Origin of the sequence: Kitasatospora sp. NPDC058032 (assembly GCF_042885845.1) — a bacterium.
Taxonomy (GTDB): domain Bacteria; phylum Actinomycetota; class Actinomycetes; order Streptomycetales; family Streptomycetaceae; genus Kitasatospora.
In genome coordinates this window covers 158973-178995 of the sequence record NZ_JBHVRK010000005.1, presented here as the reverse complement: position 1 = coordinate 178995, position 20023 = coordinate 158973, and the positions used below count along the sequence as shown (strand labels likewise).

Here is a 20023-nt window from a genome sequence, read left to right as displayed (position 1 = left end):
TCGGACGGACGCCCCTCACAGGGTAATGGCCATCGACGGGTCCATGACCCCTGATGTGATGAAGCCGTGGTGAAGACCCGCCGATGATCCCTGCCGCGAGGGGCCGGTGCTGCGGCTATCTGTTCTCGTGGTGCAGACCGGCGACGCCGGAACTCGGCGACCGTTCCGGCAAGTCGTACGGCGGGAGCGCGCCCCGGGTGACCGCCACCGGGCGCAGCGGCAGGTCCACCGCCGGCACCTGGGCGTTCATCGGGACCATCCCGCCCCGGCCGCCCGCCGGGCTGACCGTGGTGCCGTGCTGCTCGTCGCCCGGGCCGGCGACGCTGCCGACGCCGCCGAGCGTCACCGCGGCGACCGAGAAGGCGCCGGCCGCGGCGAAGACGAAGCGCCGCCCGCGCGCCGGGACCTGCCGGGCCACCGGGGCGGCGGCGGCCGCGGCCGCCGCCAGCGGCTGGACCGGGTCGACCGGACGGGCCGAGCGCCGCCCGATCAGCGGGCGCAGCACCGAACCGCGGCCGAACGCCCGGGGGTCGACGCCGGGCACCGGCGTGTCCGCGCCGAGCGCGCCCGCGCCGAAGGAGGCGCCGGCGCCGCGGCCGAACGAGCCGCCGTCCAGCCGGCTGCCGCCGAGCGTGCCGGCGGACGGGACACCGCCGCCGGGCAGGTCGTCGTCGTCCCGGCGCGGCGACTCGGCGCGCGGCGGGGAGTCGTCCTCCGGGAGCGCTCCGACGGCCAGCAGCCGGGCCATCAGCCCGGCGGACGGGCCGGGCGTGCCGGTGCGGGTGAGCAGGTGCTTGACGTTGCGGCCCTCGTCGGCCTCGGCGAGGCACTGCGGACAGGTCGCCAGGTGGGCCTGGACGCGCTCGCGCGAGTCGTGGCCGAGTTCGCCGTCGACGAAGGCGGACAGCCGGTCGCCTAGGTGGTGCTCCTCGGCTGCGGGCTCGACGCCCCGTACGGCCACGGCGCGCAGCGCCGGCTCGCCCGGGGGTGCCGGCTGCGGCGCGGGGTCGGCCGCGGTGCCGTCCTGGCCCCGGCGGCCCAGGGCGGGCCAGCCCGCGCGGCGGGTGGTGGTGCGGCCGGGCGTCTCCGGGTGGCCCGGCCCCGATCGGCCGGTTCCGCTCACGATCGCCTCCGTCCGCGCCCGCCCGGTGCGACCGCGGCCCCGCCGGCGGCGGCGCCGACCGGCACCGGCAGCTCCTCGGCACTGCCGCCGCGGCGCTCGCGGCCGGGGGCCGAGCCGGGGGCGCGGTGCTTGAGCGCGGCGCGCAGGTGCGAGCGGCCGCGGTGGATGCGGCTGCGGACGGTGCCGAGCTTGACGCCGAGCGTGGCCGCGATCTCCTCGTAGGAGAGGCCCTCGATGTCGCAGAGCACGACGGCGGCGCGGAATTCGGGCGCCAGGGTGTCCAGCGCGTGCTGGACGTCGGCGTCGAAGTGGGTGTCGCTGAAGTGCTGGGCCGGGCTCGGCTCGCGGGAGGCGAGGCGCTCGGCCGCGTCCTCGCCGAGCGCGTCGAAGCGGATGCGCTGGCGGCGGCGGACCATGTCCAGGAACAGGTTGGTGGTGATCCGGTGCAGCCAGCCCTCGAACGTGCCGGGGGTGTAGGTGGACAGCGAGCGGAACACCCGGACGAAGACCTCCTGGGTGAGGTCCTCGGCGTCGTGCTGGTTGCCCGTCAGGCGGTAGGCGAGGCGGTAGACGCGGGCGCTGTGGGCCTCGACGATCTCCTCCCACGTGGGGGGAGTCCAGGTCTGCGCGTCGGGTCCCTCGGCGAAGGTCGCGAGGGCGGGAGCCTCGGCGGTACCGGCGGCCGGCGCCTGGTGCGCGGGGGCCGGCTGGTCCAGGGTGGAGTGCGCAGGCTGGTTCATCACGGGCTTCGGCGTACGGGTCGACGCGGTGCCGCGGGAGTGCCGCCGCACAGGGACGTCGCCCTCGGCCACACCTCCTCGGTCGGCTCTTCTGCCCAGCAGGGCCACCACCATATCCACCTCGCCCGTCAAGCCCGGATAAGAAGCGTCCGGGACCGGCCGGCCCGGATGACCCGGTCCGGAGGGTGTCCGGGAGGTCACGTTCCCCCGGTCCCTGCTCGACCAACGGCCCGCCGCCGTACGCGGTTCCCGTCCGGCCAGTAATCTGTGGCAGGAAATATCGACATCCGCTCCGCGCCGGGCCGTCACCCGGGGCTCCGAAAGAGGCAGCCATCAGCGAGTTCGGGCCCGCGCGCGCGGCCCTCGCCGACACCTACGTCGGCGAGGACGCGGTGCTGACCTACGCCCGGGCACAGTCCGCGCGGACCGGGATACGGGCGATCGGGCCGAGCGGCGGGGCCTGCCTGCGCCTGCTGGCCGCGGCGTTGGACGCCAAGGCGGTGGCCGAGATCGGCACCGGGACGGGCGTCTCCGGGGTGTACCTGTTGCGCGGGATGCGGCCGGACGGGGTGCTCACCACCGTCGACTCCGAGCCGGTGCGCCAGCAGCTGGCGAAGGAGGCGTACCAGGCGGCCGGGTTCGCGGCCAACCGCTCGCGGTTCATACCGGGCCGGGCGCTGGAGGTGCTGCCCCGGCTCGCGGACGGCCAGTACGACCTGGTGTTCTGCGACGGGGACCCGGCGGAGTCCCGGGAGTACCTGTCCGAGTCGCTGCGGCTGCTGCGGCCGGGCGGGATGGTCTGCTTCGAGGGCGTGTTCCAGGAGGGCCGGCTGGCCGAGCCGGAGCTGCAGGACCCGCAGACCCAGTCGGTGCGGGACATGGTCCAGGCCGTCCGGGAGAGCGAGGCGCTGCTGCCCGCGCTGCTGCCGGTCTCGGACGGGCTGCTCTGCGCCGTGAAGCGCTAGGAGCGCCGGAAGGACCGGAAGCGCAGGGAGGGCCGGAAGGGCCGGGAGGGCTTTCCGGCGGCGTCCGGAAAAGTACGGGGCCCGGGCCCGACGCGATGGTCGTACCCGGGCCCGGCAGCACATCTCCAGGAGATGGCGAGCACCTGCTGCGGTCAGCCGCAGGCCTTCTTCAGGGCCTCGCCGAGGGCGTCGGCCTCGTCAGGCGTGAGCTCCACCACGAGGCGTCCGCCGCCTTCGAGCGGAACGCGCATGATGATGCCCCGCCCCTCTTTGGTGACTTCGAGCGGGCCGTCACCCGTCCGCGGCTTCATGGCCGCCATGCTCGTTCCCCTTCCTGCAACCGCTCAGCTACGCACCGGCAGTCCGTCCACCGCCGGTATCGAACGCATTGATCGGAAGCCATTATCCCGCATGCGACGGCCTGATGACCAACATCACTCTCGGCGCAACCTCGTCCGGATCACCGCAATCCCGCACATTTTCCGGCATAAGCCCCGGCGCGGCGCCGGTCCGCAGGGCGCCGAAAGGTGCGATACCTCACACTCCCCAGGCGGCCGGGGACTCCGGCATCCTGGCAGCGACGATCAGAGCCGATCACGAGCAGGGAGCCCTCACCCATGTCCGATTCCGTGCTGTACGAGCTGGACGGCGGCCTGGCCGTCATCACCCTCAACCGCCCCGAGGCGATGAACGCGCTGGACGTGGCGACCAAGGTGGCGCTGCGCGACACCGTGACCGCCGCCGCCGAGGACCCGGCGGTGCGGGCGGTGCTGCTGACCGGCGCGGGTGCCCGGGCGTTCTGCGTCGGGCAGGACCTCAAGGAGCACCTGGGCCTGCTGAAGCGGGCCGAGGAGACCGGCGAGGGCGCGCTGAGGACCGTCGCCGAGCACTACAACCCGCTGCTGCGGGCGCTGGCCGGGATGCGCAAGCCGACGGTGGCGGCGGTCGGCGGGGTGGCGGCAGGCGCGGGCGCCTCGCTGGCCTTCGCCTGCGACTTCCGGATCCTCGCGGACTCCGCCGGCTTCAACACGGCGTTCGCCGGGATCGCGCTGACCGCCGACTCCGGTGCGTCCTGGACGCTGCCGCGGTTGGTCGGGCACGCCAGGGCGACCGAGCTGCTGATGCTGCCGCGCACTGTGAAGGCGGCCGAGGCGATGGAGCTGGGCCTGGCCACCAAGGTCGTGCCGGCCGCCGAACTGGCCGCCACCGCCCGGGTGTTCGCCAAGGAGCTGGCCGAGGGCCCGACGGTGGCGTACGGCGCGATCAAGGAGTCGCTGGCGTACGGCGCCGCGCACTCGCTGAGCGAGCTGCTCGACAAGGAGGACGAGCTGCAGACGCTGGCCGGCGAGAGCGAGGACCACCGGATCGCGGTGCGCGCCTTCATCGCCAAGGAGAAGCCGAAGTACCTCGGACGGTAAGCGCTACCCCCGCAGGGCGGTGCGGACGTGGCAGTCGGCGAGGTGGTCGTCGACCAGTCCGCAGGCCTGCATCAGCGCGTACGCGGTGGTCGGGCCGACGAACCGGAAACCGGCCTTCTTCAGGGCCTTGGCCAGCGCCGTCGACTCCGGCGTGACGGCCGGCACCTCGCCGAGCGTGCGGGGCGCCGGCCGGTCCGGGTCACCGGCGAACTGCCAGATCAGCGCGTCCAGTCCGCCGTCGAGGTCGCGGGCGACCCCGGCGTTGGCGATCGACGCCTCGATCTTGGCCCGGTTGCGGATGATGCCGGTGTCGGCGAGCAGCCGCTCGACGTCGGCCGCGCCGAACTCCGCCACCTCGGCGATCCGGAAGCCGGCGAAGGCGGCCCGGAAGCCCTCCCGGCGGCGCAGGATGGTGATCCAGGACAGGCCGGACTGGAAGGCCTCCAGGCAGACCCGCTCGAACAGCGCGTCGTCGCCGTGCACCGGGCGGCCCCACTCGGTGTCGTGGTAGACCCGGTAGTCGTCCGTCGAGTCGCCCCAGGCGCAGCGGCGCAGCCCGTCCGCGCCGAGCACGGCGCCGCCGGGCTCGGCGCTCACTCCCGGCCCTCGGGCTCGGCGTCCACGGGCCTCGCGTCCTCGGGGCCCGGTGCCGCAGCGGCCTTGGTGAGGGCGACGGCGGGCTCGACGACCCGGGCGAACTCCTCCAGACCGGGCAGCGGCTCGGCCCCGGGCTCCGGGCGGTCGTCGGCCACGACGGCGCCGCGCACCGCGGCCAGCGCCTCCAGCTCGGCGATCCGGGCGTCGCGGTGGGCGAGTTCGGCACCCAGCCGGTCGAGGACGTCGTCCACCTCGTCCATCCGGTAGCCGCGCACGGCCATTGGCAGGCGCAGTGCCTCGACGTCGCCCTGGCCCAGCGGACGGTCCTGCGGCAGGCGGGCGGAGATACGGTCCTGCACGGCCTCCGGCAGCGAACCGCCGCCGCCCAGCGCCACCAGCGCGGCACCGCCGACCACCACGGCCATCGCCGCCACGATCACCCAGAACACGAGCGGTCCTCCCGATTTTCCGGCCGGCCCCGACAGGAGTGGGATCATGGTCCCGATGGGCCGGGGGACATCATCGCACCCGCAGCAGCTGTGGAGGAGACATCGGTGGCACTGCGCCTGGGACCACGGGAATTCGGCGACGACGAGCTGGTGATCATGGCGATCGTCAACCGGACGCCCGACTCCTTCTTCGACAGGGGCGCGACCTTCGCCGACGAGGCCGCGTTCGCCGCGGCCGACCGCGCGATGGCCGAGGGCGCCGCGATCCTGGACATCGGCGGGGTGAAGGCCGGCCCCGGCGACGAGGTGACCGTCGAGGAGGAGCTGCGGCGCACCGTGCCGTTCGTCGCGGAGCTGCGCAAGCGCCACCCGGAGGCCGTGATCAGCGTCGACACCTGGCGGCACGAGGTCGGCGAGGCGGTCTGCGAGGTGGGCGCGGACCTGCTGAACGACGCCTGGGGCGGGGTGGACCCGCGGCTGGCCGAGGTGGCCGCCCGCCACGACGCCGGGCTGGTCTGCACCCACGCGGGCGGCGCCGAGCCGCGCACCCGGCCGCACCGGGTCGGTTACCAGGACGTGATGGCGGACATCCTGCGGGTGACCGTCGGTCTGGCCGAGCGGGCGGTGGAGCTGGGCGTGCGGCGGGACGCGGTGATCATCGACCCGGGGCACGACTTCGGGAAGAACACCCGGCACTCGCTGGAGGCGACCCGGCGGCTGCCGGAGATGACCGCGACCGGCTTCCCGGTGCTGGTGTCGCTCTCCAACAAGGACTTCGTCGGCGAGACCCTCGACAAGCCGGTGGACGAGCGGCTGCTCGGCACGCTGGCCACCACGGCGGTCTCCGCCTGGCTGGGCGCCCGGGTGTACCGGGTGCACCAGGTGGCGGAGACGCGGCAGGTGCTGGACATGGTCGCCTCGATCCGCGGCACCCGCCCCCCGGCGGTCGCCCGCCGGGGACTGGCCTGAGGCCGGAAGGATCCGGATCTAGATCTCGTCCGCCGGGCGGCGGGCGTCGGCGAGGATCTTCATGACCTCGTCGATCTCGTCGGTGACGTGGAACAGCTCCAGGTCGTGCGGGGCCGCCTTGCCCTGCGCGACCAGGGTGTCGCGCAGCCAGTCGACCAGCCCGCCCCAGTAGGCGCTGCCGAAGAGGATCACCGGGAAGCGGGTGACCTTCTTCGTCTGCACCAGGGTGAGCGCCTCGAACAGCTCGTCCAGCGTGCCGAGTCCGCCCGGCAGGACGACGAAGCCCTGGGCGTACTTCACGAACATCGTCTTGCGGACGAAGAAGTAGCGGAAGTTCAGCCCGAGGTCGACGAACTCGTTGAGCCCCTGCTCGAAGGGCAGCTCGATGCCGAGCCCGACGCTGAGCCCGCCGGCGTCCGAGGCGCCGCGGTTGGCCGCCTCCATCGCGCCCGGACCGCCGCCGGTGATCACCGCGTAGCCGGCCTCGACCAGCGCCCGGCCGATCGCCACCCCCGCCGCGTACTCGGGTGAGTCGACCGCGGTCCGGGCCGAGCCGAAGACGCTGACCGCGGGCGGGAGTTCGGCCAGCGCGCCGAAGCCCTCGACGAACTCGGAAGTGATCCGCAGCACCCGCCACGGGTCCGTGTGCAGCCAGTCGGTGGGACCGGTGGTGTCCAGCAGGCGCTGGTCCGTGGTGCTCTCGCCGACCTGGTCCCGGCGCACCAGCACCGGGCCCTTCTGCTTCTCGGGCCACGCCTTCTTCGCGCGTGGCTCGCCCACCTGCTCGGGGCCGTGCCCGTAGCGCTTCTCGTCTCCAGTGCCTGTCATGACGAAACCCTACGCCCGCCCCTCCCCTTTTTCAGGCAACGGTGGAAGGTCGGTTGGACGACCGGAAGGTGGCCTGCCGCCGATGGCCGGACGGCCGGCTCAGGCCGTCAGCCAGGCGCGCAGCCGCTCCTCGGTCCGCGCGATGGCGCTCAGCGAGCAGTGCTCGTCCCGCTTGTGCGCCATGTTCGGGTCGCCCGGGCCGTAGTTGACCGCCGGGACGCCGAGCGCGCTGAACCGGGCCACGTCCGTCCAGCCGAACTTGGCGCGGGCGGTGCCGCCGGTCGCGGCGAGGAAGGCCTGCGCGGCCGGCTGGTTGAGGCCGGGCAGCGCCCCCGGGGCGAAGTCGGTGACGGTGACCTCGAAGCCGTCGAAGACCTCGCGCACGTGCTTCTCGGCGTCGGCCTCGTCGCGGTCCGGCGCGAAGCGGAAGTTGACCGTCACCACGCACTCGTCGGGGATGACGTTGCCGGCCACGCCGCCGTCGATGCGCACCGCGTTGAGGCCCTCGTGGTACTCGAGACCGTCGATCTCGACCAGGCGCGCCCGGTACTCGGAGAGCCGGCGCAGCACCTCGCCGGCCTTGTGGATGGCGTTGTCGCCGAGCCAGCTGCGGGCCGAGTGCGCGCGGACGCCGCCGAGCCGGACCTGCGCGCGCAGGGTGCCCTGGCAGCCGCCCTCGACGACCGCCCCGCTGGGCTCCATGAGCACCGCGAAGTCGGCGGCGAGCCAGTCGGGGTGGACCCGGGCGAGGTGGCCGAGGCCGTTGCGGTCGGCCTCCACCTCCTCGCAGTCGTAGAAGACGAAGGTGAGGTCCCGGTTGGGCTCGGGCAGGGTGGCGGCGAGCCGGAGCTGGACGGCGACGCCGGACTTCATGTCCGAGGTGCCGCAGCCGTGGAGCAGGTCGCCCTCGACCCAGGAGGGCACGTTGTCGGCGATCGGCACGGTGTCGATGTGGCCGGCCAGCACGACGCGCTCGGCGCGGCCGAGGCCGGTGCGGGCGACCACGTTGTTGCCGTACCGGTCGACGGTCAGGTGCGGGTAGGCCCGCAGGGCGGCCTCGATCGCGTCGGCGAGCGCCTGCTCGTCGCCGCTGACGGAGGGGAAGTCGACCAGCTGGGCGGTCAGCGCGCCGCCGTCGAGGGTGAGGTCAAGGGGCGTCTTCGGGCTGCTCATGGTCGCCCAGCCTAGTCGGGTGGCCGGCACCCCCTGTGGCAGTGCTGTGACAGGGCCGGAGGCAACCACCCGTCACCGCACACCCGTCCGACTGGGTACGGTGTCGGTTCGGAGTGCTCGGCGGAGAGGGGCGGCGGTGGCGAGGCGAGAGGGCGGCGGCGGGGGCGAGGACGCGGCACCCCGGCGGCGCCGCAGGCCGCTGCGGGTGGTGCTGATCGGTCTGCTGGTGCTGGCCGTGGTCGCGGGGGCGCTGTTCTGGCTGCGCGACAACAAGCTGCTGACCCCCGAGGGCTGCTCGGTGAAGACACCGGCCGGCGAGGGCACGCTGGAGGTCCCGCAGGCGGCCAACGCGGCGACCATCGCCGCCGTGGCGCACGCCCGCGGCCTGCCGGACCGGGCGGTGACCATCTCGCTGGCCACCGCGATGCAGGAGTCCAAGATCCGCAACCTGGCCGGCGGCGACCGGGACTCGGTGGGCCTGTTCCAGCAGCGGCCCTCGCAGGGCTGGGGCACCGTGCAGCAGATCATGGACCCGGTCTACGCGACCAACAAGTTCCTGGACGGCCTGGTCAAGGTGCCCGGCTACACCCGGCTGCCGCTGACCGACGCGGCCCAGCAGGTGCAGAAGAGCGGCTACCCGCAGGCCTACGCCAAGCACGAGACCAAGGCGACCCTGCTGGCCTCCGCGCTGACCGGCCGCGAGGCGGCCTCGCTGAACTGCGTGGTGCACGACTTCGCCGAGCCGGACACCGACGCGGAGAGCGCCCCGCCGGCCGCCCCGGCCGGGGCCGCGCCCGCCACCGGTGCCGCGACGCCGGCCGGCCCGGACCGGGCCCAGGTGCTGAGCGACCGGGTGCGCCGCGAGTTCGGCCGGACGGTGACCCCGGCCACCGGCTACTCCTCCACCGTCAAGGGCGCGGAGAACGCCGTCTCGCTGACCCCGGACCCGACCGCGTCCACCGACTCCGGCCCGGACGCCGAGCGGCAGAACGGCTGGGCGGTGGCGCACTGGGCGGTGACGCAGGCGCAGAAGCTGGGCATCGAGACCGTCGCGTACGACGGGAAGATCTGGCGGAAGGCGAAGTCCGAGGACGGCTGGAAGCCGCAGCCGACCGGCACCTCGACCAAGCTGGTGCTGGTCTCGCTGGCCGCCCCCGCGAAGGGCTGACGGCCGCCGGAGGCGGCGGGCCCGGGGCATTGACGCACTGGTGTCCGGGTTGCCGCCGACCGGGTGATTCGCGTCCATCGCGGTGGACGGCGGGCCGGCCGGGGAGGGCGGCGCGCAGAACCGTCACTCCCCTTGGCCCGTCACGGGCGCGCACCTCGGTCCGGGGCCCGGAACATCCCTCCGCGCGGTCCTACCATCCGATCGTCGACCCGAGAGTTTCCTTGCCCGGGCCGAAACCTTCTGGCTTCTCAAGCGGTAACAACGTCGTCCGCCCGGCGGACGGGACGGACCCAGACCCCTCCGAGGAGCCCCATGTCTCACCCCCTCACGCGCCGGATCGCCCAGGCCGCGCTGCTCGTCGCGGCCGGCGCGACCCCGCTGGTCGCGGCCGGCTCCGCGTCCGCCGTCGACGCCCTGCTGCCGAAGGGCGACCTGGCCGCGCCGCTGGGCCAGCTCACCAACACCGACGCCGGGTCCACTCTGCAGCACACCACCCACCAGCTGGGCCAGGCGGCCGGGAACACCGGCGCCGCCACGGTCGCCGCGGGCCTGCCCGCCGCCGCCGACGCGACCGGCAACATCGTCGCCCAGCAGCTGCCCGAGGCGAACGAGAAGGCCGGCTCGCTGACCGCCCCGGTCGACCAGACCGCCGCCACCACCGGCGAGCTCTCCCGCGTCGCCCCGCAGGTCGCCCAGGCGCTGGCCGGCAAGCTCGGCGAGGCCGTCACCGGCAAGAGCGCCACCCCGCAGCGCAGCTCGCACGCCGGTCTCGGCCCGGTCGGCGAGCTCGCCCCGGCCGCCGGCACCGTCACCAGCGCCGTGCCGGGCGGCAGCGGGGTCGCCCAGGCGATCCCCAGCACCACCACCGTCACCGACGCGCTGCCGCTCGGCACGGTCACCCGGGCGCTGCCCGCCGACCTGCCCGGCGCCGACGTGCTGGGCCTCGCCGAGCACGGGTCGGCCAACCGCCTCGGCGGTGCCGACCTCGGCGCGAACAGCCCGCTGAACGGTCTGGGCGGCCTCACCAGCGCGCTCGGCCCGCTCAGCGGCCTGCTGGGCGGCCTCAACGGCGGTTCGCTGAGCGGCCTGCCGATCGGCTGAGCCCGCACCGGCACCGGCTGGGCGCACACCGGCCGGACCCGCCCGCACAGCGGCGAGGGGCCGGCGTCCGGAAACCCGGACGCCGGCCCCTCGCACGTGCGCCTGCGGCTACCGCGCCCCGGCCGCCGCGCGCAGCCGCTCGACGGCCGCCGCGACCCGCTCGTCGGTCGCGGTGAACGCGACCCGCACGAACCGCCCGCCGGCCGGACCGTAGAAGTCGCCGGGCGCCACCAGGATGCCCAGCCCGGCCAGCTCGGCCACCGTCTCCCAGCACGGCCGGTCCTGGGTCGCCCACAGGTAGAGGCTGGCCTCCGAGTGCTCGATCCGGAAGCCGTACGCCTCCAGCGCCGCCCGCAGCGCCGCGCGCCGGGCCGCGTAGCGCTCCCGCTGCTCGGCCACGTGCGCGTCGTCCCCGAGCGCGGCGGCCGTGGCCGCCTGCACCGGGGCCGGCACGATCATGCCGCCGTGCTTGCGCACCTCCAGCAGTTCCCTGACCACCACCGGGTCGCCCGCCACGAAGGACGCGCGGTAACCGGCCAGGTTGGAGCGCTTGGACAGCGAGTGCACCGCGAGCAGGCCCTCGTGGCCGCCCTCGCCGCACACCTCGGGGTGCAGCACGGACACCGGCTCGGCCTCCCAGCCGAGCTCCAGGTAGCACTCGTCGCTGACCAGCAGCGCCCGGTGCTCGCGCGCCCACTCCACCGCGCGGCGCAGCTCCGGCGCGCCGAGCACCCGCCCGGTCGGGTTGGACGGCGAGTTGACCCACAGCAGGCGCACCCGGGAACCGTCCAGCTCGTCCACCGAGTCGTACTCGACCGGCTCGGCGCCGCACAGCCGCGCGCCCACCTCGTAGGTCGGGTAGGCCAGCCGCGGGTAGGCGACCTGGTCGCCGGGGCCGAGGCCCAGCTGGGTCGGCAGCCAGGCGACCAGCTCCTTGGAGCCGACGGTCGGCAGGACGGCCTGCGGGCCGATCTCGGCGCCGAGCCGGCGGCGCAGCCAGCCGGCGATCGCCTCGCGCAGCTCCGTCGGCCCCCAGACGGTCGGGTAGCCGGGTGTGTCGGTGGCGGCCGCGAGGGCCTTCTGGATCACCTCGGGCACCGGGTCGACCGGGGTGCCGACGGAGAAGTCGCAGAGCCCGCCGGGGTGGGCCAGCGCGGTCGCCTTGTACGGCTCCAGCTTGTCCCAGGGGAACACCGGCAGCAGGTCGGAAACGCGGCGCGCCGCTCCCGGGTGGCCCGGGAACGGCGCGTGCGTGCTGTTCTTGGTAGTCACAGCTCAGTTGCCACCAGTCGTCAGTGGTCGGCGTTCTGCGGCGGCAGAGCGGCGATGAACGGGTGGTCGCGCTCGATCAGGCCGAGCTTCGAGGCACCACCGGGCGAACCGAGGTCGTCGAAGAACTCGACGTTCGCCTTGTAGTAGTCCTTCCACTCCTCCGGCGTGTCGTCCTCGTAGAAGATCGCCTCGACCGGGCAGACCGGCTCACAAGCGCCACAGTCGACACACTCATCCGGGTGGATGTAGAGCGATCGCTCGCCCTCGTAGATGCAGTCAACCGGGCACTCTTCGATGCACGCCTTGTCCTTGACGTCGACACAAGGCTGCGCGATGACGTAGGTCACGCTGTCGTTCCTCCTCGGAAGGGCTCGGCGGCCCATTCTGTTTTCTCGCGTGCGCGGGTGAGCGCGGCGTCGTCGATGCCCGCCCCTAGTATCGCGGGTCGGAGACCGCAAATGCACAGGAGGTGCCCAGATGGCCGCCGAAGGGCCGGTTCAGGACCGTCCGGAGGTCCGGATAGATCGCTCTGACGTGGGCCGCCGGGTCAGTGTTCGACGGCTCGCCGGGTTCGCCGACGACAACCGGCCAGTGTTCCGCGATGTGATCGGTGTGCTCGCATCCTGGGACGCCGACGGGCTCACGGTGGTGCCGCGGTCCGGCGATCCGGTCTCCTTCGACGAGAAGCTGCTGGTCGCGGGCAAGGCCGTGCCGCTCTTCCCGGCCCGGCGCGCACCGCTGCCGCCGACCGGTCCGGCCGAGCTCCAGCGGATCGCCGCCCGCGGCTGGCCCGCCGTCGAGCAGGAGCCGCTGGGCGCCTGGACGCTGCGCGCCTCGGCCGGGTTCACCCGGCGCGCCAACTCCGTGCAGGCGCTCGGCGACCCCGGCATGCCCCTGGACGAGGCGCTCACCACCGCGCGCCGGTGGTACGCGGCGCGCGGTCTGCCGGCCTGGGTGGAGGTCAGCACCCCCGGCTCGCCGGACGCGCTGCGCGCCGAGCTGGACCGGCTGGGCGCCGGGTACGCGCCGACCCTGGTCCGGACGGCCGGGCTGGCGCCGCTGACCCGGCTCGGCGACCCGGCCGGCCGGGACCGGGTGCGGCTGGCCCGGACCGCCTCGCCCGACTGGATGTCGCTGTACCGGCGGGTGACCGACGACCCGGCGGTGGAGCGGGCCGCCCGCACGGTGATCCACGGCGGCCCCTCGGTCTGGTTCGCGACCGTGCACGACACCCGCGGCGCCGGGAGCGGGGAGGGCGGCACCCCGCCGGTCCTCGCCGTCGGACGCTGCGTCATCGACGGACCGTGGGCCTGCTTCGGCGCCATCGAGGTGGCACCGGGGGCCCGCCGCCGGGGACTGGCCACGGCGGTGATGGCGGTGCTCGCCGCCCGGGCCGCCGAGGAGGGCGCGAGCGGCGCGTACCTGCAGGTGGAGGCGGAGAACGCCGGGGCGATCGCGCTCTACGACCGATTGGGCTTCACGACCAGTCACACTTACCACTACGCGCTCCTGCCCCAGGGGTAGGGCGCCGCCGCCGGAACCCGGGCCCCGGGAGCTGGAACCCGGAACCCGCGACCGCCTGTCCGCCCGCCCTACGAAAGCCGCCGCCACCGCCGTGACCGAGCAGAGCAGAGCACGCTTCCGGACCGAGGCCCGGGCCGAGCAGCCCGATCCGGTGCTGCTCTGCCTGCTCGCCGCCGCCGAGCACACCCCCGGCCCCGACCCCGCGGACCCCGACGACCTCCAGGGCCCGCCCTCCGTCGACGCCCTGCTCGCCGCCTGCGCGGCGGCCCTGGAACGGCACGCGGCCGCCGTCCGGCGCGCCGTCGCCGAACGGGCCCCGGCCGGTCCGGAGGAGACCGCCGCCCTGCTGGCCGCCGTCCTCGGCGGGCGGGAGCGCTTCCACGGGCGCAAGTCCGACTACCGGCGGCTGGAGTCCTCGCTGCTGCCCGACGTGCTGCGGCGCCGGCGCGGGCTGCCGATCATGCTCGCGCTGGTCTGGTCCGCCGTCGCCCGCCGGGCCGGACTCACCGTGCACGGCATCGCCCTGCCCGGCCACTTCATCGTCGCGGTCGGCGGGCCCGCCGGCGGTGAGGAGTACGTCCTGGCCGACCCCTTCCACGGCGGCCGGCTGCTCGACCTCGAGGACGTGGCCCGGCTGGTGGGCGCCGCCGGGCAGGAGTTCACGCCCGAGCTGCTCACGCCCGCGCAGCCGCTGGACGTCGTCCTGCGGGTGCTCGGCAACATCCGCACCTGGGCCGCCGACCGCCCCGAGCACGCCCGCACCCAGCTGTGGGCCACCGAACTCGCCCTGCTGCTCCCCCGCCACCCGGCCCAGCTCCGCCTCGAACGCGCCGAGCTGCTGGTGCGCACCGGCGACTTCCTGGGCGGGGCGAAGGAGATGGACGAGTACGCCGGGATCCTGGACGCCTTCGACCCGGACGCCGCCGCCAAGGTCCGCCAGGAGGCCCGGGCCGCCCGCCACCGGCTGAACTGAGCCTCCCCGCCGCCCTGGGACGTGTCCTAGAGCCAGCCCTTCTCCCGGGCGATCCGGACCGCCTCGGTGCGGTTGCGGGCCTCGGTCTTCTGGATCGCCATCGAGAGGTAGTTGCGCACCGTGCCCTCCGACAGGTGCAGCCGCACGGCGATGTCCGCGTTCACCGCGCCGTCCGCCGCGGCGGCCAGCACATCCCGCTCGCGGGCGGTCAGCGGGTTCGCCCCCTCGGCCAGCGCGGCCGCGGCCAGCACCGGGTCGATCACCCGCTCGCCGCGCAGCACCCGGCGGATCGCCTCGGCCAGCTCGGCGGCCGGGGCGTCCTTCACCAGGAACGCGTCCGCGCCCGACTCCATCGCCCGCCGCAGATAGCCGGGACGGCCGAAGGTGGTCGCGATCACCACCCTGGTCTGCGGCCGGTGCTCGCGCAGCAGCGCCGCCGCCTCGATCCCGGTCATCCCCGGCATCTCGATGTCCAGCACCGCCACCTGCACGTCGTGCGCGACCGCCGCGTCCAGCACCTCGTCGCCGCGCCCCACCTGGGCGACGACGTCGATGTCCCCCTCCAGCCCGAGCAGCGCGGCCAGCGCCTCCCGGACCATCCCCTGGTCCTCCGCCAGCAGCACCCGCACCGAGGGCCGGTCCTTCCGAATCTCACTCATGGCGCCCGACCCTACGGCGTCCCGGCCGGGAGCGGCCTGACCAGGAGCACCCCCGGCTCCGGGCCGACGACGGTCAGCCGGATCTCGGTCCCGTCCACCACGGCCGGCCGGGCCGCGGGCTGCTTCGGCTCCTCCGTGAACCGCGCCACCAGCCACGCCCGCTGCGGCGCCGGCAGTTTCCCGTCCAGAGCGAGGTCCGCGGCCTCCGCGAGGTCGTTCGCCGCCGCCGCCGACATCCCGCCCCGCACGGTGAACAGCACGTGCCGCGACCGGCCGGCCGGGTCGGCCTGGATCAGGAACAGCAGCTGGTAGCCGCCGGGGCGCGCCGTCAGCCCCTCGTACTCGGTGTGCGGCGGCACACCGGTCGCCGGCGGGGGCGACGGCAACACGCTCGAACGGACCTCGAAGCCCCACCGCCTGCGCAGCAGCCCCGCCAGCTCCCCGGCGATCGGGCCCGGCAGCGCCTCCCCGTCCCAGTGCGGGGTCGGCGTGGGCGTGGGCGTGGTCCTGACGCCCGCCGCGGCCGGGGTCGTCGGCGGTGGCGCGGCCTTCGGCCCCGTCCAGCCGCAGCCCGCCGCCCCCGTCAGCACCGCCACCAGCAGAACCCCCGACAGCCCGGCGCGCCGGGTCCGTTCGTCCACCCCCATGCCGACGCAGCGTACTCACCGCGGCCCCTTGAGTCTCCCCCGGGGGGAGACGCCAAGCTGGGAGCCATGCGGGACGACGAGCTCGACAACACCCTGTACTCCATCGGCGAGTTGGCCCGGCGCACCGGACTGACGGTGAAGGCCGTCCGGTTCTACGCCGACTCCGGGCTCGTCCCGCCCACCGCCCGCACGGCGGCCGGCTACCGCCGCTTCGACGTGCGGGCACTCGCCCGGCTCGACCTGGTCCGCACCCTGCGGGAGCTGGGTCTCGACCTGGCCACGATCCGGCGGGTGCTGGACCGTTCCGCCCCGCTGCGCGAGGTGGCCGCCGCGCACGCCGACGCGCTGGACGTGCAGATCCGCACGCTCCGGCTGCGCCGGACGGTGCTGCGGGCGATCGCCGAACGCGGTTCCACCACCGAGGAGATGAGACGCATGCACCAGCTCGCGAAGCTGTCCGACGCCGAACGCCGGCGCCTGGTCCACGACTTCATCGACGCCGTCTTCGGCGGCCTGGACGCCAATCCGGAGTTCGTCGCGATGATGCGCTCCGCGATGCCCGGGCTGCCGGACGAGCCGTCGGCCGAACAGATCGACGCCTGGGTCGAGTTGGGCGAACTCGTGCAGGACGAGGACTTCCGCGCCGCGGTCCGCCGGATGGCCGCCCACCAGGCGGCCGAGCGGGCGGCCGGCGACGACACCGGTCTGCACGGCGCCCTGTCCGAGACCGTCCGCACCACCGTGGCCGCCGCGCTCGCCGCCGGCGTCGCCCCCGACTCCCCCGCCGCCGCCCCCGCCCTCGACTCCCTGACCGCGGCCTACGCCGCCACCTTCGGCCGCCCCGACGACGCCGCCCTGCGCGCCTGGATCCTCGACCGCGTCGAGACCGCCGACGACCCCCGCGCCGAGCGCTACTGGCAGCTCCTCGCCGTCATCAACGGCTGGCCGGTCCAGGAGAGCCTCCACGACGTCTCCGCCTGGTTCACCACCGCCCTGCGGGCCTCGCTGGAGTAGGAAGTCGGACCGGCCGACCTCCTGTTCCACGGGCCGGGTGTCACCCGGTCACCCGACGGGCCCGGTTCGAACGCCGGTGGGCGCCGCGCCTGCGGCGGCGTGGGCCTCGGTGAAGGCGGCGCAGAGGATCAGCGAGAGGAGCAGAACGACGAGCACCAGTGCGGCGGGCTTCGGCATGCCCGTCATGCTGCCCGCGACCGGGACCGGGACCGGCGGCACCACGCCGGTGCGGGGAGGGCGGAGAGTTCCTCCGCGCGGACCGCTAGGGCGTCGGGACGGAGGCCGTGCGCAGCGGTACCGCGGCCCGCAGCCGGAAGCCCCTGCCCCGCTCCCCCGGACCGGTCTCCAGCCGGCCGCCGACCAGTGCGAGCCGCTCCGCCAGGCCGGAGAGCCCGTTGCCCGGGTGGGACTTGCCGGGACCGGGGCCGTCGTCGGTGATCTCCAGGACGGCGTACCGCTCGCCGTCGCCCTCCCAGGCCTCGTCGGCCCGGACGGTGCAGACGGTGGCGCCCTCGCCGTGCCGGACGACGTTGGTGACCGCCTCGCGCAGCGCCCAGGCGAGCGCGCCCGCCTCCTCGGCGGCCAGGCCCGGCCAGGCGTCCGGCAGGTCCGGCGCGGCCTCCAGCCGGACCTGGGCGGCCGCCAGCGCGGTGCGGGCGGCGGCGAGCTCGACCGGCAGGGTGGGCCGGCGGAAGCCGGTGACGGCCTCCCGGACGTCGATCAGCGACTGCCGGGCGACCGTCTCGATGTCAGCGACCTGAGCCCGCGCCGCCTCGTCCTTGCCCGCGTCCATGAGGCGCCCGGCCAGCTCGCTCTTCAGGGTGATCAGCGACAGCGAGTGCCCGAGCAGGTCGTGCAGGTCGCGGGCGAGCCGCAGCCGCTCCTCGGAGGCGGCCAGGTGGGCGACGGCGGCGCGGGCCTCGCGCAGCTCCTTCATGGTGGCGACCAGGCGCTGCAGCCCGCTCATCGCGGCGCCCGCGAGGAAGGCGCTGAGCGTGAAGGTCCACACGCTGTCCATGTCGGCGTGGGTCAGCAGGCCGACCCCGGCGGTGAGCGCCGCCATGGCGAGCAGCGCGCGCAGGACGTACCGCGACGGTGTGATGATCGCGACGCAGACCGAGGCGTAGATGAACAGGGACAGGAAGGCGGTGCCGAGGACGAAGGTGGACGTCAGGGCGAGCCCCACCATCCCCGCGACGACCGCCCGGCAGGTCCGCGGCCGCATCCCGGGCATCGAGCGGAGGACCACCAGCAGGACGTAGCCGACGACGAAGGCCACCAGGCAGACCCAGCCGAGCACGGTGGCGCCCGTGCTGTGGCCGCCGTTCAGCAGGTCGCCCACCGGGTAGGCCAGGTAGATCATCCACAGCAGCATCCAGGAGACCTTGACCAGCAGCTGCCGCCCGGTCTCCACCGGGGCACCGGGGACGTTCATGAACGACACCCGCGCCACCTCCGCCTGCGGCTGTTCGTCGGCGGGGCGGGTCGGACGCGGGTCGCTCATGTCGATCATCATGCCTGCCGGGTGTCGCGACGGTACAGCGCCGCCGCGGCGGCGGCGAACACGGCGAGGAAGGCGGCCAGCCCGGCGACGGCGGCGGTGTCCAGGGTGTGCCCGGGCCGGGTGAAGCTCGCCAGTTCGTTGTAGAGGTACACCGGGTTGAACCGGGCGAAGCGCTCCAGCGAGCCGCTCACCGGGAACCAGGTGCCGCCGAACAGCGCCATCACCATGTAGGTGATCATCACGATCGTCTGCACCGAGTCCGGCGCGGCCGCGTAGCCGAGCGCCACCCCGAGCGCGGCGAAGACGAAGCTGCCCAGCCAGAGCGCGAGCGCCAGGCCGATCCACTGCCCGGCGCCCAGCGAGACGCCCTGGCTCGCGCCGACCGCGAAGACCACCAGGATCGCGGGCAGCGTGGTCACCGCGCTGGCCGCGATCTTGCCGAGGGTGTACGCGCGGCCGGGCAGCGCGGTCAGCCGCAGCTGGCGCACCCAGCCGCTCTTGCGCTCCAGCGAGATCCGCTGGGCGCTGCCGGTCAGCACCGCGCCGACCGCGCCGAAGGTGGCCATCGAGACCATGAAGTAGGTCTTCACCGGCAGGCCGCCGGCGAGGTCCGTGGCGCCGTAGGCGTGGATGAAGAAGAAGTACATCAGCGCCGGGTAGGCGATGGTGAAGAGCAGGTAGCGGCGGTTGCGGAAGGTCCGCAGGATCTCCAGGCGGATCAGGGTGGTCATCGCGCACTCTCCAGGGCGGGCTCGGCGGACGAGGCCGACGAGGCGGACGGGACGGACCCGGCGGCGTCCTGCTCGCCGGTGATGGTCAGGAAGGCCTGCTCCAGGCCCAGTCCGGTGACCTCCAGGCCGCGCGGGTACAGGCCCGCCCGGTAGAGGGCGGCGACGGCGGCGTCCGCGTCGGCGGCCCGGATCCGCACCGTCCGTACACCGGGCACCCGGGCCGTGGTCTCCAGTCCCTGGACGCCGGGCAGCAGGCGCAGCGCGGCCTCGTCGAACGGGCCGTCCGCCTCGTGCAGCTCGAAGGCGATCCGGCGGGCGCCGGCCCGGGCCTTGATCTCGGCGGAGCTGCCGTCGGCGATCAGCCGGCCGCGGTGCAGGACGAGGACCCGGTCGGCGATCGAGTCCGCCTCCTCCAGGTAGTGGGTGGCGAACAGGACGGTGCGCCCGGCGTCGGCCTGCGCCCGCATGCTCGCCCAGAAGGCCTGCCGGACCGAGACGTCCATGCCGGTGGTGGGCTCGTCCAGGACGATGAGGTCGTTGGCCCCGGCGACGGCGAGGGCGAAGCGGACCCGCTGCTCCTGGCCGCCGGAGAGCCGGTCGACGCGGCGCTCGGCGAGGTCGGTGATGCCCGCGTCGGCGAGCACCTCGGCGACGGCCCGGCCGCGCGGGTGGACCTCGCAGGCGAGCCGCACCAGTTCGCGGACCTTGACGTCGGCCATCAGGCCGCCGCTCTGCAGCATCGCGCCGACCCGGCCGGCCGTGATCGCGGCCCGCGGGGTGCCGCCGAACAGCGTGACGCTGCCGCGGTCGGGCTCGCGCAGGCCGAGCAGCAGGTCGAGACTGCTGGACTTGCCGGCCCCGTTCGGGCCCAGCAGGGCCACGGTCTCGCCCGGCCGCAGGACGAGGTCGAGGCCGTCCACGGCCCGCACCCGCCCGTAACTCTTGCTGACGCCCCGGAAGGCGGCGACTTCTCCCGCACCCATGGCCCTGGTCCTCCCTGCTGGTGCCGTGCTTGCCCCATCAGGGTCCCGCCGGGCCGGGGTGCGGCGGCAGTGGCCGCCGTCGTGGGGGGGGGGGGGGGGGGGTGGTATGGGAAACCACCGCCCCCGGGCGTAAACCCCCCCCCAAAGAAAAAAATAAGAAAAGAGTAGGCCGCAGGGAAGAGGCG

23 protein-coding genes are annotated in these 20023 nt (G+C 74.8%); 8 read left to right on the top strand and 15 right to left on the bottom strand.

The window, feature by feature from the left end; genetic code table 11:
* Positions 1 to 115: 115 nt before the first annotated feature.
* Both ACFVUH_RS10840 and sigE read right to left on the bottom strand, forming a co-directional pair.
* Positions 116 to 1123, bottom strand: coding sequence for a zf-HC2 domain-containing protein (locus ACFVUH_RS10840; protein ID WP_387912486.1), 1008 nt, complete (start codon positions 1121 to 1123; stop codon positions 116 to 118).
* Entirely contained in the window at positions 1120 to 1863 is a 744-nt protein-coding gene (gene sigE / locus ACFVUH_RS10835) for an RNA polymerase sigma factor SigE (RefSeq protein ID WP_380686370.1), read from the bottom strand. Before sigE ends, ACFVUH_RS10840 begins: the two co-directional genes overlap by 4 nt.
* Before the next feature lie 332 nt (positions 1864 to 2195).
* Between sigE and ACFVUH_RS10830 the strand changes: the two genes are divergently transcribed.
* Complete coding sequence (locus tag ACFVUH_RS10830; RefSeq protein WP_355364023.1) at positions 2196 to 2828, top strand: O-methyltransferase; 633 nt, start codon at positions 2196 to 2198, stop codon at positions 2826 to 2828.
* Positions 2829 to 2980: 152 nt separating this feature from the next.
* Here ACFVUH_RS10830 and ACFVUH_RS10825 read toward each other — a convergent pair whose 3' ends face one another.
* The gene (locus ACFVUH_RS10825) at positions 2981 to 3148 is read right to left on the bottom strand and encodes a DUF3117 domain-containing protein (protein WP_014137929.1); all 168 of its coding nucleotides are present in this window, start codon (positions 3146 to 3148) and stop codon (positions 2981 to 2983) included.
* Positions 3149 to 3445: 297 nt separating this feature from the next.
* Between ACFVUH_RS10825 and ACFVUH_RS10820 the strand changes: the two genes are divergently transcribed.
* The gene (locus ACFVUH_RS10820) at positions 3446 to 4246 is read left to right on the top strand and encodes an enoyl-CoA hydratase-related protein (RefSeq protein ID WP_387912484.1); all 801 of its coding nucleotides are present in this window, start codon (positions 3446 to 3448) and stop codon (positions 4244 to 4246) included.
* 3 nt (positions 4247 to 4249) lie between these two features.
* Here ACFVUH_RS10820 and ACFVUH_RS10815 read toward each other — a convergent pair whose 3' ends face one another.
* Positions 4250 to 4843: a DNA-3-methyladenine glycosylase I gene (locus ACFVUH_RS10815; RefSeq protein ID WP_355363683.1), complete on the bottom strand. Its 594-nt coding sequence runs from the start codon at positions 4841 to 4843 to the stop codon at positions 4250 to 4252.
* Positions 4840 to 5292, bottom strand: coding sequence for a DivIVA domain-containing protein (locus ACFVUH_RS10810; RefSeq protein WP_387912482.1), 453 nt, complete (start codon positions 5290 to 5292; stop codon positions 4840 to 4842). The genes ACFVUH_RS10815 and ACFVUH_RS10810 overlap by 4 nt, the downstream gene beginning before the upstream one ends.
* A 156-nt stretch (positions 5293 to 5448) precedes the next feature.
* On the opposite strand from ACFVUH_RS10810, the gene folP reads away from it, so the two are divergent.
* Complete coding sequence (gene folP, locus ACFVUH_RS10805) at positions 5449 to 6261, top strand: dihydropteroate synthase (protein ID WP_355364020.1); 813 nt, start codon at positions 5449 to 5451, stop codon at positions 6259 to 6261.
* 18 nt (positions 6262 to 6279) lie between these two features.
* Here the strand turns inward: folP and ACFVUH_RS10800 are convergent, their stop codons facing one another.
* Together ACFVUH_RS10800 and dapE are read right to left on the bottom strand one after the other, a co-directional pair.
* Positions 6280 to 7089 carry a TIGR00730 family Rossman fold protein gene (locus tag ACFVUH_RS10800; protein ID WP_355363679.1) on the bottom strand — a complete coding sequence of 270 codons (810 nt, stop codon included), beginning with the start codon at positions 7087 to 7089 and terminating at the stop codon, positions 6280 to 6282.
* A gap of 99 nt (positions 7090 to 7188) precedes the next feature.
* On the bottom strand, positions 7189 to 8262 hold the full coding sequence (dapE, locus tag ACFVUH_RS10795) for a succinyl-diaminopimelate desuccinylase (RefSeq protein WP_355363677.1): 1074 nt from the start codon (positions 8260 to 8262) through the stop codon (positions 7189 to 7191).
* Between the two features lie 136 nt (positions 8263 to 8398).
* On the opposite strand from dapE, the gene ACFVUH_RS10790 reads away from it, so the two are divergent.
* Together ACFVUH_RS10790 and ACFVUH_RS10785 are read left to right on the top strand one after the other, a co-directional pair.
* Entirely contained in the window at positions 8399 to 9430 is a 1032-nt protein-coding gene (locus ACFVUH_RS10790; protein WP_387912480.1) for a hypothetical protein, read from the top strand.
* Positions 9431 to 9742: 312 nt separating this feature from the next.
* A complete protein-coding gene (locus ACFVUH_RS10785) occupies positions 9743 to 10531 on the top strand; it encodes a hypothetical protein (protein WP_387912478.1) in 789 nt (262 codons plus the stop codon).
* 108 nt (positions 10532 to 10639) lie between these two features.
* Here the strand turns inward: ACFVUH_RS10785 and dapC are convergent, their stop codons facing one another.
* Together dapC and fdxA are read right to left on the bottom strand one after the other, a co-directional pair.
* Positions 10640 to 11803 carry a succinyldiaminopimelate transaminase gene (gene dapC, locus ACFVUH_RS10780; RefSeq protein WP_387912477.1) on the bottom strand — a complete coding sequence of 388 codons (1164 nt, stop codon included), beginning with the start codon at positions 11801 to 11803 and terminating at the stop codon, positions 10640 to 10642.
* 20 nt (positions 11804 to 11823) lie between these two features.
* Positions 11824 to 12150, bottom strand: a complete 327-nt coding sequence (gene fdxA / locus ACFVUH_RS10775) for a ferredoxin (protein ID WP_030061559.1) — start codon at positions 12148 to 12150, stop codon at positions 11824 to 11826.
* Between the two features lie 265 nt (positions 12151 to 12415).
* Here fdxA and ACFVUH_RS10770 point away from each other — a divergent pair, with 265 nt between their 5' ends.
* Positions 12416 to 13327, top strand: coding sequence for a GNAT family N-acetyltransferase (locus ACFVUH_RS10770; RefSeq protein ID WP_387912475.1), 912 nt, complete (start codon positions 12416 to 12418; stop codon positions 13325 to 13327).
* Between the two features lie 91 nt (positions 13328 to 13418).
* Positions 13419 to 14300: a transglutaminase family protein gene (locus ACFVUH_RS10765; RefSeq protein WP_387912474.1), complete on the top strand. Its 882-nt coding sequence runs from the start codon at positions 13419 to 13421 to the stop codon at positions 14298 to 14300.
* Positions 14301 to 14326: 26 nt separating this feature from the next.
* On the opposite strand, the gene ACFVUH_RS10760 is transcribed toward ACFVUH_RS10765, so the two are convergent.
* Both ACFVUH_RS10760 and ACFVUH_RS10755 read right to left on the bottom strand, forming a co-directional pair.
* On the bottom strand, positions 14327 to 14959 hold the full coding sequence (locus tag ACFVUH_RS10760; RefSeq protein WP_387912472.1) for a response regulator transcription factor: 633 nt from the start codon (positions 14957 to 14959) through the stop codon (positions 14327 to 14329).
* Between the two features lie 11 nt (positions 14960 to 14970).
* Positions 14971 to 15606 (bottom strand): hypothetical protein, encoded by a 636-nt coding sequence (locus ACFVUH_RS10755; protein WP_387912470.1) that lies wholly within the window; start codon positions 15604 to 15606, stop codon positions 14971 to 14973.
* A gap of 66 nt (positions 15607 to 15672) precedes the next feature.
* Between ACFVUH_RS10755 and ACFVUH_RS10750 the strand changes: the two genes are divergently transcribed.
* On the top strand, positions 15673 to 16620 hold the full coding sequence (locus ACFVUH_RS10750) for a MerR family transcriptional regulator (RefSeq protein WP_355363663.1): 948 nt from the start codon (positions 15673 to 15675) through the stop codon (positions 16618 to 16620).
* A gap of 48 nt (positions 16621 to 16668) precedes the next feature.
* Here the strand turns inward: ACFVUH_RS10750 and ACFVUH_RS10745 are convergent, their stop codons facing one another.
* From ACFVUH_RS10745 to ACFVUH_RS10730, 4 genes are all read right to left on the bottom strand, one after another.
* A complete protein-coding gene (locus ACFVUH_RS10745; RefSeq protein ID WP_355363661.1) occupies positions 16669 to 16797 on the bottom strand; it encodes a hypothetical protein in 129 nt (42 codons plus the stop codon).
* Between the two features lie 85 nt (positions 16798 to 16882).
* Positions 16883 to 18124, bottom strand: coding sequence for a sensor histidine kinase (locus tag ACFVUH_RS10740; RefSeq protein ID WP_387912468.1), 1242 nt, complete (start codon positions 18122 to 18124; stop codon positions 16883 to 16885).
* 8 nt (positions 18125 to 18132) lie between these two features.
* Positions 18133 to 18855 (bottom strand): ABC transporter permease, encoded by a 723-nt coding sequence (locus tag ACFVUH_RS10735; RefSeq protein ID WP_355363657.1) that lies wholly within the window; start codon positions 18853 to 18855, stop codon positions 18133 to 18135.
* Entirely contained in the window at positions 18852 to 19838 is a 987-nt protein-coding gene (locus tag ACFVUH_RS10730; RefSeq protein ID WP_387912466.1) for an ABC transporter ATP-binding protein, read from the bottom strand. The genes ACFVUH_RS10735 and ACFVUH_RS10730 overlap by 4 nt, the downstream gene beginning before the upstream one ends.
* Positions 19839 to 20023 lie beyond the last annotated feature (185 nt).